This is a genomic window from Synechococcales cyanobacterium CNB, assembly GCA_030263455.1.
Lineage (GTDB): Bacteria > Planctomycetota > Phycisphaerae > Phycisphaerales > UBA1924 > CAADGN01.
Genome location: SZOZ01000006.1, coordinates 82,920 through 94,363, shown reverse-complemented (window position 1 = coordinate 94,363; position 11,444 = coordinate 82,920). Strand labels below are relative to the sequence as shown.

The following is an 11,444-nucleotide window of genomic DNA, read 5'->3' as shown; positions in this document are numbered from 1 at the left end:
CCTTGCCGCCCGCAACCGCGGCGGCCGCCCCCGAAACCGCCAGACTACAAGCGGGAGAGGCCCACGATCAATGGGCGTCGCGGGGTTTGGGGTACTGATTGAGGCCGAGAATCGTGGGGTTCAGGCAGGAACCGGGGGAACCGCCCGCTCGTTCGCCGCGCCGAAGGCGAGCCAGTGGTCGATGGCGCGGTGAACGTCGCCCGGATTGGCGGCCAGGCGCACGCCGTCCTTCAACCCGCGGCAGTGGGAGCCGTTGATGGTCTTGCCGAGCCAGGCGATCTTCTGTCTGATTTTGTGCATGGCGTAGTGGTCGCCGCGGAACTCGCGCATGCGCTCGAAGTAGCGGCGCACGATCTCGACCTTCTCCGCTTCCGTCGGCTCCTCCGATCCTTCATCCTCGGGTGGGGCGGGCGTTCCGTCCGCCTCTTCCCGCGCGATCCTGCACTGCTCCTGCCACGCCAGCCTGAAGACCCAGGGCATGGCGAATGCACCGCGGCCGATCATCACGCCGGCGCACCCGGTTTCGCGCAGCATGGACACGGCATCATCGGGCGTTCGCACGTCGCCGTTGCCGATGACCGGGACGCCACCACCCGGCTCGCCGGTGTAGCGGCCTGTCGCCTCGGCGACAGCCTCGACAACGCGGCGGATGCCCTCGCGCCGGCACTCGCCCTTGAACATCTGCTCCGTGGTCCTGCCGTGCACGGTAACCATGGCAACGCCGACACGGGAGAGGCGCACGGCGAGCGAGCACGCGACGCCGCGCTCGTAGTCGGCTTGGGTCCAGCCGAGGCGCATCTTGGCGGTGAGCGGGATGCTTTCGGGCAGCGCGGCCCGCACGGCCTCTGCGATGCGGACCGCTCGGTCGAGGTCGCACATCAGTTTCGAGCCACCGTCCTTCTTGCAGACCTTGTCCACAGGGCAGCCCATGTTCAGGTCCACGACGGTCGCGCCGTGGTCGGCGCACCACCGCGCGCCGTCGGCGAGCAGGGCCGGGTCCGAGCCGTAGAGTTGCATGCCGACCGGGCGGTCGAACTCGTTGGTGCGTGCGAGGTCAAGCGAGGCTTCCGAGCCGCAGAGGAGGCCGCGCGGGCTGAGGAGATCGGTGCAGGCCAGCCCGACGCCGCCGAGTTCGCGGCAGGTCATGCGCCAGGCGAGGTCGCACCAGCCGGCGATCGGCGCGAGGAGGAGGTTGGTCCGCAGCCGAACCGGGCCGATCTGGAGCGGCTTGGCGAGCACGCGGAACTGTAGGGGGAGGCATCGGGCACCGGGCATCAGAAAGGTGACGCCTGCCCTTGACCACTCCACCGCTTCATCACGACTCACTCCGTCACTTCCTCCTAGACTGCCCGCGTGTATCAGGCGTTGCTGACCCGGAAGTACCTGACGACGAAGGTCATGCCGCTGCTGGCGTCGCTGGGCGTCGCATTGTGCACGGCGATGGTGCTGATCACGTGGTCGGTGATGGGGGGGTTCCTGCGGATGCTCACGGAGTCGGGGCGTTCGCTGATCGGGGACGTGCGGATCGTCTGGCCGAACACCGGGTTCCCGCACTACGACGACCTGATCGCGCGGCTGGAGGCGGACCCGGAGGTCGAAGCCGCGACGCCTCTGATCGAGACGTTCGGGATCATCACGCTCCCGGACGGTCGGACGGAGGGCGTAGCGGTGCGCGGCGTGGATGGGCCGGGGTTCGCGCGGGTCACGTCATTCGCCGAGACGTTGTGGTGGAAGCCGATGGCCGAGCCGCTTCGGAAGGATCGCAGGGGTGAGGATCCGCGGCTGGATGGGCGCGAGATGTGGCGTCGGCTGTACGAGAACGGGCTGGCGTTGACGCGGCCCGACCCGGAGACGGGCGAGCCGAAGCCGGCGCTGGTGCTCGGGATCGAGGTGACGGACTTCAACCGGCGTACGCGGAGCGGGTTCTACATCCCGATGGTGATCCCGCAGCAGACGGCGGAGGGCGGGTTGACGCACGCCGACGTGTTCATGCCGTTGCAGGGGGAACTGACGCTGCGGGTGGTGCCCCTGGACAGCAAGGGCAGGCCGCGCGACGTGCAGACGCGGGTGCTGCCGGTGGCCAACGAGTTCGAGAGCGGCCTGTACGACATCGACCGGCAGACGGTGCTGGTGCGTTTCGACGCGTTGCAGTCGATGCTGCAGATGAACGAGGGGCTGAGGCTGTCCGACAAGGGTCCGGACGACGTGTTCGCGGAGGCTGAGGGCGAGGGGGAGGGCGGCTACGAGATCGATCCGGCGCGCACGACGGCTGTGCTGGTCCGGGGACGGACTGCCGACCGTGATCTTGCCGGATTCAAGGCCCGGGTTGAGCGCATCTACGCGGAGTTCGCGGCGGTGCACGCCGGGGAGGTGCCAGCGCCGTCCGTGATCGTCATCCAGACGTGGGAGGACGCGAACCGGACGATGATCGCGGCGGTGAAGAAGGAGACCGCGCTGGTTCTGTTCATCTTCTCGTTCATCTCGATGACGGCGGTGTTCCTGGTGCTTGCGATCTTCTGGGCGATGATCAGTGAGAAGACGCGCGACATCGGCGTACTGCGCGCGCTCGGCGCCGGTTCGTGGGGGATCGCGTGGGTGTGGCTGCGGTACGGCGCGGCGATCGGGCTGGTGGGGTCGGTGGCGGGCGGGCTGCTGGCGTGGGCGATCGTGACGAACATCAACGACATCCACGACTGGATGGGCACGAGCCTCGGGCTGTACGTCTGGGATCCGGCGGTGTACGTGTTCAAGGAGATTCCGCGGCGGATCGAGCCTGACAAGGCGGCGTTCGTGCTGGCCGGGGGCGTGCTCTCGTGCCTGCTTGGCGCGCTGATCCCGGCGTTGCGTGCGGCGTTCATGCATCCCATCCGCGCTCTGCGCTTCGAGTGAGCACCGTGACGCAGCACGCCGCCATTCCGATGATTCCCGAGCCGCACGCGGCGTCGAGGGGCTCGCTGCTTGCCGTGCGTGACCTCCACAAGACCTACCGCCTCGGTCGCGTGGACGTGCCGGTGCTGCGGGGCGCGACGCTCGAGGTGCGAGAGGGCGAGTGGGTGGCGGTGCTTGGGGCGTCCGGCTCGGGGAAGAGCACGCTGCTGCACCTGATCGGGGGCTTGGACCGCCCGGACCGGGGCGTTGGCGGTGAGCATCCGATCCGGTTCGACGGCAGGCCGCTCTCGGAGATGTCGATCCGCGAACTGGACCGCTACCGGGCGGAATCGGTGGGTTTCGTGTTCCAGTTCTACCACCTTCTGCCGGAGTTGAACGTGCTGGAGAACGTGCTGCTGGGGGCGATGGTGCTGCACGGCCGCTTCGGCTATTCCCGCCGGCGTGCGGCGCTCCGTGCCCGGGCGACGGACCTGCTGACTTCGTTCGGCCTTTCGCACCGGCTCGCGCACAGGCCGGCTGAAATTTCGGGGGGCGAGCGCCAGCGTGTGGCGATCGCCCGTGCCCTGATCAACGAGCCGCGGCTGCTCCTGGCGGACGAGCCGACGGGCAATCTCGACCGTGAGACGGGGAGGCGGATCCTCGATGCCATTGCGGGCGTTCGGGGCGGGCCGGCCCGGACGATCGTGATGGTGACCCACGACCCCGAGGTTGCCGCTCGGGCGGATCGGATCGTTCATCTTGAGGACGGCCGCGTGGTGGCGGGGTCGATCTGAGGGGGCCGGCGCGCCCCGGGGGGGTAAAGCGGTTACTATCCCCGGATCGGCCCCACGTGAAGCCATGCCGACCAGCGAAGTCACCCCAGGACCGGCCCTTCCGTCTACCTCGCTTACCCTCGTCGGGGCGAGCGGGCAGCCGGTGTGCGCGAAGGTGACGGAGGTCGGCGAGGGGCCGACGGTCGTCTTTCTGCACGGCTTGGTGGGGCTGAACGACCACTGGGAGGACGTGGTCAACCGCGTTCACCCGCGGGTCCGCTGCGTGATGCTCGAACTGCCCCTCCTCGACCTGACGGACGAGGACTGCTCGGTGGACGGCGTGGAGGAGTTGACCTCCCGTTTCCTCGACCAGCACCTCGACGGTCCGGCGGTGCTGGTGGGCAACTCGTTCGGGGGGCACGTCGCGTTGCGAGTCGCGCTGCGGCGGCCGGAACTGGTCCGGGGGCTGGTGCTGGCGGGGTCGAGCGGGCTGATCGAGCGGTCGATGGTGCGCGAGGTGCAGATCCGGCCGAGCCGGGAGTGGCTCGCCCGGAAGATCGGGGAACTGTTCTACGACCCGATGCACGTGCGTGAGGCGGACCTCGACCGTGCGTACCGCGAGCTGACTCACCGTGAGAAGGCGCGTGCGATGGTGCGGCTGTCGCGGACGGCGCGCCGGAACCACCTCGGCGAGCAGATCGGGCGCATCACCGCGCCGACGCTGCTCATCTGGGGGCGTAACGACATCGTGACACCGCCCGAGGCCGCGGAGGAGTTCATGCGGTTGCTGCCGGATGCGAGGCTGGTCTGGTTCGACCGGTGCGGGCACGTGCCGATGGTCGAGCGGCCGGACGAGTTCGCCGCGGCGATGATCCGGTTCGCGGAGGAACTCGACGAACGTTCCGCGGGTGCGAACGGCCGTGGCAGTCGCTGACCGGGCCAGCGCGGCACACTCGCCCGCGAACGGGCGCTGGACCTCGATCGTGGGGCACGCGCTGCGGGCACGTGTTGCGCGCCGGTCGGCGAGGCTCTCGGACACGCGCTGGTGGGCGGAGCACACGGCGCGGGTGCAGCGGGCGCAGTTGCGGTGGCTGCTGCGGCGAGCGGCGCGGTGCGAGTTCGGGCGTTCGCACGGCTTTGCGCGCCTGGCGTCGCTGCCTGATGACGAGATGCTGGCGGGATACCGTGCCTCGGCGCCGGTCGCGGACTGGTACGCCTTCCGCGAGCGGATCGCGCGGATGCGTGAGGGGGGCGAGCGGGACGTGCTCTGGCCGGGGCTGGTGCGGGACTTCGCGCAGACCAGCGGCACGACCGCGGGCGACAAGTTCATCCCCGTCTCCCGGGAGATGATGCGGTCGAACTACCGGGCGAGCCTGGACATTTTCGCGCACGCGGTTCGGTTCGGGGTCTCGCTCCCGGGCTTGATGGGAGGGCGGAGCCTCTTCATCGGCGGGTCCACGAGCGTCGAGACGAACGAGCACGGCGTGCGCACGGGCGACCTGTCGGGGCTGGTGACGGGGTTGATCCGCTGGCCGCTGAGCGAGGTGTATCTGCCCGGGCGTGAGATCGCGCTGATGAGCGACTGGCCGGCGAAGATCGACGCGATGGCGCGGCTGTGCGTCGATCACGACGTGCGGTTCATCAGCGGGATGCCGTCGTGGGCGATCGTGCTGTTCGATCGGATGTTGCAGGTCGCGCGCGAGCGGGGGCGTGCCGCGTCGTGCATCCGCGACCTGTGGCCGAACCTGCGGGTGTTCGTGCATGGTGGCGTGAAGTATGCGCCGTTCGATCCTCGCGTGCGTCGGTTCTGGTCGGGGAACGAGAACGAGGACATCCCGCACCGGATCGAGTTGTACCCGGCGAGCGAGGCGTTCGTGGCGATCCAGGACGAGCCGAACCGTGAGGGGGTGTCGCAGCCTTCGTTGCGGCTGTGCGCGGACCACGGGAACTTTTTTGAGTTTGTGCCGTTGGAAGAGATCGACTCGGCCTCGCCGCGCGCGTTCGCGTGCGATGAGGTCGAGCCGGGGGTGAGGTACGTCGTCGTGCTCTCGACGTGCGCGGGATTGTGGAGGTACGTGCTGGGAGACGTTGTGGAGTTTGATTCGATACCGAGGGCGAGACTGGGCCTTCAAGGCCCCGCCCCGGGGACAGGAGGCCGCGACTTTGTTGGCCCTTGTCGCCTTCGCATTGTCGGCCGGCATCGGCACTTCATCAACGCCTTCGGCGAGAACATCATCGTCGAGCACGTCGAGAACGCGGTGGCGGCTGCGGCCCGCGAGGCGGGCGTGACGGTCGGGGAGTTCACCGCTGCGCCGGTGTACCCTGGAGAGGGTCGGCGGCCCGGGCTGGAGCTGGCGGTGGAGATCGCGGGCACGGTGCCGGCGGCGTTCGTCGAGGCGTTCGACCGCGCGCTCAAGTCGCAGAACGTGGACTACACGACGAAGCGAACGGCCGACCTCGGCATGGCGCCTCCGGTCGTTACGCCTCTGCCGCCGGGGGCGATCCACCGCTGGCTCGAATCGCGCGGGAAGCTGGGCGGGCAGCACAAGTGCCCTCGATGCGCGAACTCGCGTGAGATCATCGAGAGCGTGGTCGCGGTCGCGCGTGGGTGGTGATCGCCTTCAGGCGCGCACGAACGGGTTGGTCTGTTTCTCGCGACCGATCGTGGTCGCGGGGCCGTGGCCGGGCAGGACGCGGGTGTCGTCGGGGAGCGCATAGAGCGTGTGGCGGATGGAGCGCACGAGTGCATCCGGGTCCGAGGTCGGGAAGTCGCTGCGTCCGACTGAACCGGCGAAGAGGGTGTCGCCGACGATCGCGGTCTTCGAGGCGTCGTGGACAAGCGTGATGCCGCCCGGCGAGTGGCCGGGCGTGTGGAGGACGCGCCAGGTGGTGCCCGCGAGCGTGATTTCCTCGCCGCCTTCGAGCATCCGGTCGGGGCCGGGGGCGGTGACGGGCATTCCGATCGCGGCGGAGAGGTTCAGTTCGGGATCGTTGAGCCACTTCGCTTCGGCGGCGTGAACCCAGACCGGAGTCCGGGGGAATGCCCGGATGACGGCGTTGATACCGCCGATGTGGTCGAGGTGGGCATGGGTCAGGACGATCGCGGCGGGTCGGAAACCACCCCTGCGGACGGTGTCGATCAGGCGACCTGGGTCGAAGCCGGCATCGACGATCCAGCACTCGTCGGACCCCGGCACGGAGACCACGTAGCAGTTGGTTTCCCACGGCCCGAGGGTGACGATCTCGACGTTCGGGGCTGGCTCGGGCCGCATCCATCGATCATAGTTAGACTTGGGGAGCAGCCAGCCCGATCAAAGGGCAAGGAGCCGACCATGCCCCTGATCCGGAACATCGACGCGACCCCGCTGACCCCCGTGGAGATGCCGGGCGTGCAGGGGGCACGAATGGCGGTGATGGTGGGGCGTGCGGACGGCGCGCCGAACTTCGCGTTGCGGCAGTTCCGTGTCGAGGCCGGCGGTCACACGCCTCGGCACTCGCACGACTACGAGCACGAGGTGTTCATCGTGTCGGGTTCGGGGACCGTATTGCTGGAGGGCAAGGAGCGACCGATCCGGGCCGGCGACGTGATCTATGTGCCTGCGAACGAGGAGCATCAGTTTCAGGCTGCGGGTCCGGACGGCCTGCGGTTTCTGTGCCTGGTGCCGATGAGCCGGGACTGCGGCGATCCGACGCCTGGGAGTTGAGGCGGCTTCAATCGAGCCACGGAGTCATCAGGGATGAGCGACAAGGGTTCACGATCGGCATGGCGGGAGACGACGGTGAGGCTGGCGTGGAGTTACGGTGCGGCCGCGGTGGTCGCGCTCGGTCTGTGCCTGTGGGGCGTCTGGCACCGCGACACGACACTGACGGCGATGGGTGTGCTCGGGCTCGTGCTGGTGCTGGCGGTCGCGCCGGTGACGTTCGCGGCGGTACGGAACGGGGGCGGAGGGGGGGGTGACTTCGGGCGGGCGGCGTCGGAGTTCAGGGCGGCGGTCGAGCGGCTGGCGGAGCTGCAGGCGCTCTCGGACGACGCTCGTCGCGTGCTGAACCGCGGGCGTGAGAGGGAGTTGCTGCGACGGGCGATCGAGGAGGACATCGCGGCAGGTGAATGGGAGGCCGCGCTGGTGCTGGTGCGCGAGTTGGCGGATCGCTTCGGCTACCGGACGGATGCGGAGGAGTTCCGAGCGCGGGTCGAGGCGGGTCGGCGCGACGCGTACGAGCGGCAGATTTCGGCGGCGATCGCGCAGTTGGACGGGCTGATCATCCAGCGTCGATGGGACGACGCGCGTGCCGAGGCGGGGAGGCTCACCCGGCTGTACCCGGATTCGCACCGGGTGCAGGGGCTTCGCAAGCGTGTGGACGACGCGCACGAGCGGTACAAGGAGGACCTGGAACGCCGGTTCCTGCTGGCGGCGCAGGAGAGCCGGATCGAGGACGCGATGGCGATGCTCAAGGAACTGGACGGCTACCTGTCGGAGCGCGAGGCGGAGCCGTTCCGGGAGGTGGCGCGCGGCGTGATCGGCAAAGCGCGGGAGAACCTCGGCGTGGAGTTCAAGCTGGCTGTCCGGGATCGTCGGTGGGGGCACGCCGCACGAGTGGGTGAGCGGATCATCAACGAGTTTCCGAACACGCGGATGGCGGAGGAAGTGCGTGGGATGATCGACGGTCTGCGGGCGAGGGCGGCGTCGATCGGGTGACGGCGCGTGTGGGGCATGGGTTACTCGTCCATGCCGACGTAGCGCAGCCGGTAGATCGCGCCCTCGCGTCCGCTGGTCGAGAAGAAGAGGGAGCCGTCGGGGGCTTGCTCGACGTCCGCGGGTCGGGCGAGCACCTGCCGGGCGTCGCGGCTGAGGGTGGAGACGACCTTGACCATGCCGACGGGCCTGCCCGCGCCGAGCGGGTCATCGTCGAAGATCACGCGGGCGACGCAGTAGCCGACGGGAACGGAGCTGTTCCATGAGCCGTGGCAGGCGATGAAGATGTCGCCGTTGTGATCGGGGGGGAACGCGCCGCGGTTGCGTGCGGGATCGACGAATGTGAAGCCGTTGGTGGCCCAGTGCGCGCCGACGCACCACTCGGGGGGGGTTGTGCGAGCGGCGAGGTCGTGGATGTCGGAGCGGTCGAGGTACTCGTAGCGTGGGACGCGGAGACCGGTGACGAAGGGGTGCCCGTAGAAGCCGCCCCTGACGTAGAGGTTGAGTTCGTCGGGCGGGTTGAGATCGGTGATGGGCTGGTGGCCCTGCCTGTCGCCGATGGGTTGTCCGAACCAGTCGGAGCCGTGGTCGAACCCCCAGAGGCGTTCGGCGGCGGGGTCGTCGCCTGGTCGGATGCGGAGTTTCTCGGTGTTGCGGAGGCCCTCGGCGAAGAGGGTCTTTCCGGTGCCGTCGAGGTTGTAGCGCCAGAGTTTCTGGCGGTCGGTGTCGCGTTCGTCGGTGATGTTGCCGGAGTCGCCGATGGATGTGTAGATGTGATCGCCGGTGACGAGCAGGGATCGCCACCAGTGCCCCCCCCTTGTGGGCAGGTCGCGTTCGGAGAGGACGTCCACGACTTCGTCCGCGACGCCGTCGCCGTTGGTGTCGCGTCCCTTGTGGATGGAGGACTCGGTGCTGAACCACATCCATCCGTCGGCGAAGCAGAGTCCGTGGACGGAGCGCTTGCCCTGCACGAAAGTGCCGAGCGGCTCGTAGCGTCCGTCGCCGTCGGGGTCGTGGAAGGTGCGTATGACGCCCGGCCCTGGGAGGGAGACGTAGAGCGTGCCCCGATCGTCGAAGGCGAGGAACCTCGCCCCGGGGAGCGAGGGGACGGCGACCTCGACGAGATACCCCTCGCGCACGCCGAACTCGGGGACTCCCGGCCCCGTTCCCTGCCCGGAGGTGGGCCAGGCAAAGGCGGTCAAGAGCACGGCGAGGGTTCTGCGGGTCATGCGGGCCTCCTTGAGCCAGTGAACAGAGGACAAAGGACAGTGGACATTGGGAGTGTGACGGTAGCCGTGGGGCGTCGGCAGGCCCAGAATCCACCATGTCCGTTCGGCGTGGCTTCACTCTTGTCGAGCTGCTGGTGGTGATCGCGGTCGTTGCGTTGCTCATCGGTCTGCTGCTGCCCGCGCTGGCCGGGGCGCGCGAGGCGGGTCGGGGTGCGGCGTGCCTGTCGAACCTTCGTCAGATGTTCCTCGCATGCCGTATCTATGCCGATGAGTACGACGGGTACGGGCCTGCGATCGGGCAGCCGTGGGGCAAGCCGCCGAACTGGGCGCTGGTGGTGCAGACGTACGCGGGGATGGCCGGGGAGACGGGTGGCGAGTTGTATCGGTCGAAATCCGTGCTCGTGTGCCCGACGATCGACCGTGCGTTTGGAGTCGTGATGACGCGGACGTACGCGATGAACGGCACAGGCCACGCCGGCGCGGACATGGGCGACGCGACGGACTACGACCTGCCGGACGGGCGGGCGCACGTGCGGTTCGATTTCGTGGCGTTCCCGGATCGTCCGGCGATGCTGCTGGACTCGGACCTGGGATACAACATCACGGACGCCCCCCCCTCGGACCGGACGGCGAGCGTGATCGATTTCCGCCAGAGCGAGCACGTCGAGTACCGGGTCGGGTGGTTCCATGCATCGGGACGGGTCGTGCAGGCGGTGCGTTTCGACGGCTCGTCGAAGGGATACAGGGAGTTGCCGGCGGAGTGGGCGGAGCGGCTGCCCTGATCGGCTGCGGACCCCTTCGTCGATCGTGTTCCTATGATGCTCATGTCATGAACGCGCTGGTCGGCATCATCATGGGTTCGAAGTCCGACTGGGAGACGATGCGCCACGCCGCGGAGACGCTGTCGGAACTCGGCATCCCGCACGAGAGCCGGGTGGTGAGCGCGCACCGGACGCCGGACCTGCTCTTCGAGTACGCCTCGTCGGCCGAGGGGCGGGGGCTGGAGGTCATCATCGCGGGGGCGGGCGGGGCGGCGCACCTGCCGGGCATGTGCGCCGCGAAGACGACGCTGCCAGTGCTGGGGGTGCCGGTGGAGTCCAAGGCGCTCAAGGGCGTCGATTCGCTGCTGTCGATCGTGCAGATGCCGGCGGGCGTTCCGGTGGGCACGCTGACGATCGGGAAGGCCGGGGCGATCAACGCCGCACTGCTCGCGGCCGCGATCCTGGGCACGAAGCGACCGGAGTACCGGGACGCGCTGGCGGGGTATCGCGAGGCGCAGACGCGCCGTGTGCTGGAGACCCCGGACCCGTCGTCGGACTGACGGGTGCGTGTTCGTTCGCCGCTTCAGCCGCCGACGCGGTAGACGCCGGTGGCGCGGATGGTGAGGACGCTCTCGTTCGGCCGCGCGCCGACGGAGCCGACGACGATGACCTCGTCGAGGGGCTTGAGCGAGGGGCCGATGGGGGCAACCGCATTGCCATCGGCATCGACGATCTGGACGGTCGCGCTCCGCGCGGCGAGGTCGCTCTTCGGCTCGCAGCAGTAGTCCCAGGGAGTGGGGCACTTGTCGTCGGGGTCTTCGCCGCAGTGAGGGAGCGAGAGATCGACGATGATGAAGACGGGGCTGTCGGCGGAGATCGGGGCCTTTCGGCCGCCGATCCTGCCGCGCACGACGACGGCCTCGCCCTCGGCCGACTTCTGCTTGGCATCCGCGACGGAGATCGCATCGGCGGGTTCCGAGGCGAGGAGCCACGCAGGCGGCGTGCTGGGCGCCTGCGTGCCGGTCGAGGTCGTGGAGGACTCGCCGCAGGCGGCGAGCGAACCGGCGATGATCGAAACGAGTGTGAGAGCGGTGAGCTGACGCATGGGAGACTCCTCGG

At 69.0% G+C, this 11,444-nt stretch carries 12 protein-coding genes; 8 read left to right on the top strand and 4 right to left on the bottom strand.

The features are described from left to right. Window positions 1-120 precede the first annotated feature (120 nt). Window positions 121-1,326, bottom strand: coding sequence for a tRNA-dihydrouridine synthase (locus tag FBT69_07660; GenBank protein ID MDL1904668.1), 1,206 nt, complete (start codon window positions 1,324-1,326; stop codon window positions 121-123). A gap of 27 nt (window positions 1,327-1,353) precedes the next feature. On the opposite strand from FBT69_07660, the gene FBT69_07655 reads away from it, so the two are divergent. From FBT69_07655 to FBT69_07640, 4 genes are all read left to right on the top strand, one after another. Continuing rightward, entirely contained in the window at window positions 1,354-2,889 is a 1,536-nt protein-coding gene (locus FBT69_07655) for an ABC transporter permease (GenBank protein ID MDL1904667.1), read from the top strand. Between the two features lie 29 nt (window positions 2,890-2,918). Continuing rightward, window positions 2,919-3,662: an ABC transporter ATP-binding protein gene (locus FBT69_07650; GenBank protein ID MDL1904666.1), complete on the top strand. Its 744-nt coding sequence runs from the start codon at window positions 2,919-2,921 to the stop codon at window positions 3,660-3,662. Between the two features lie 64 nt (window positions 3,663-3,726). Next, window positions 3,727-4,575 carry an alpha/beta hydrolase gene (locus FBT69_07645; protein ID MDL1904665.1) on the top strand — a complete coding sequence of 283 codons (849 nt, stop codon included), beginning with the start codon at window positions 3,727-3,729 and terminating at the stop codon, window positions 4,573-4,575. Further along, on the top strand, window positions 4,550-6,256 hold the full coding sequence (locus FBT69_07640) for a GH3 auxin-responsive promoter family protein (protein ID MDL1904664.1): 1,707 nt from the start codon (window positions 4,550-4,552) through the stop codon (window positions 6,254-6,256). Before FBT69_07645 ends, FBT69_07640 begins: the two co-directional genes overlap by 26 nt. Window positions 6,257-6,262: 6 nt before the next feature. Here FBT69_07640 and FBT69_07635 read toward each other — a convergent pair whose 3' ends face one another. Then, on the bottom strand, window positions 6,263-6,913 hold the full coding sequence (locus FBT69_07635; protein MDL1904663.1) for an MBL fold metallo-hydrolase: 651 nt from the start codon (window positions 6,911-6,913) through the stop codon (window positions 6,263-6,265). A gap of 60 nt (window positions 6,914-6,973) precedes the next feature. On the opposite strand from FBT69_07635, the gene FBT69_07630 reads away from it, so the two are divergent. Then, complete coding sequence (locus FBT69_07630; GenBank protein MDL1904662.1) at window positions 6,974-7,345, top strand: cupin domain-containing protein; 372 nt, start codon at window positions 6,974-6,976, stop codon at window positions 7,343-7,345. 33 nt (window positions 7,346-7,378) lie between these two features. Further along, window positions 7,379-8,338, top strand: coding sequence for a hypothetical protein (locus FBT69_07625; protein MDL1904661.1), 960 nt, complete (start codon window positions 7,379-7,381; stop codon window positions 8,336-8,338). Between the two features lie 20 nt (window positions 8,339-8,358). Here FBT69_07625 and FBT69_07620 read toward each other — a convergent pair whose 3' ends face one another. Further along, window positions 8,359-9,564: a hypothetical protein gene (locus tag FBT69_07620; GenBank protein MDL1904660.1), complete on the bottom strand. Its 1,206-nt coding sequence runs from the start codon at window positions 9,562-9,564 to the stop codon at window positions 8,359-8,361. A 95-nt stretch (window positions 9,565-9,659) separates the two neighbouring features. Here FBT69_07620 and FBT69_07615 point away from each other — a divergent pair, with 95 nt between their 5' ends. Beyond that, the gene (locus FBT69_07615) at window positions 9,660-10,346 is read left to right on the top strand and encodes a prepilin-type N-terminal cleavage/methylation domain-containing protein (protein ID MDL1904659.1); all 687 of its coding nucleotides are present in this window, start codon (window positions 9,660-9,662) and stop codon (window positions 10,344-10,346) included. 47 nt (window positions 10,347-10,393) lie between these two features. Then, window positions 10,394-10,885, top strand: coding sequence for a 5-(carboxyamino)imidazole ribonucleotide mutase (purE, locus tag FBT69_07610; protein MDL1904658.1), 492 nt, complete (start codon window positions 10,394-10,396; stop codon window positions 10,883-10,885). Between the two features lie 23 nt (window positions 10,886-10,908). Here purE and FBT69_07605 read toward each other — a convergent pair whose 3' ends face one another. Further along, on the bottom strand, window positions 10,909-11,430 hold the full coding sequence (locus FBT69_07605) for a hypothetical protein (GenBank protein MDL1904657.1): 522 nt from the start codon (window positions 11,428-11,430) through the stop codon (window positions 10,909-10,911). Window positions 11,431-11,444 lie beyond the last annotated feature (14 nt).

Coding starts and splice junctions, on each gene's coding strand:
- FBT69_07650 (MDL1904666.1), top strand. CDS start 2,919: ATGATTCCCGAGCCGCACGCGGCGTCGAGGGGCTCGCTGCTTGCCGTG.
- FBT69_07645 (MDL1904665.1), top strand. CDS start 3,727: ATGCCGACCAGCGAAGTCACCCCAGGACCGGCCCTTCCGTCTACCTCG.
- FBT69_07635 (MDL1904663.1), bottom strand. CDS start 6,913: ATGCGGCCCGAGCCAGCCCCGAACGTCGAGATCGTCACCCTCGGGCCG.
- FBT69_07630 (MDL1904662.1), top strand. CDS start 6,974: ATGCCCCTGATCCGGAACATCGACGCGACCCCGCTGACCCCCGTGGAG.
- FBT69_07625 (MDL1904661.1), top strand. CDS start 7,379: ATGAGCGACAAGGGTTCACGATCGGCATGGCGGGAGACGACGGTGAGG.
- FBT69_07620 (MDL1904660.1), bottom strand. CDS start 9,564: ATGACCCGCAGAACCCTCGCCGTGCTCTTGACCGCCTTTGCCTGGCCC.
- FBT69_07615 (MDL1904659.1), top strand. CDS start 9,660: ATGTCCGTTCGGCGTGGCTTCACTCTTGTCGAGCTGCTGGTGGTGATC.
- purE (MDL1904658.1), top strand. CDS start 10,394: ATGAACGCGCTGGTCGGCATCATCATGGGTTCGAAGTCCGACTGGGAG.
- FBT69_07605 (MDL1904657.1), bottom strand. CDS start 11,430: ATGCGTCAGCTCACCGCTCTCACACTCGTTTCGATCATCGCCGGTTCG.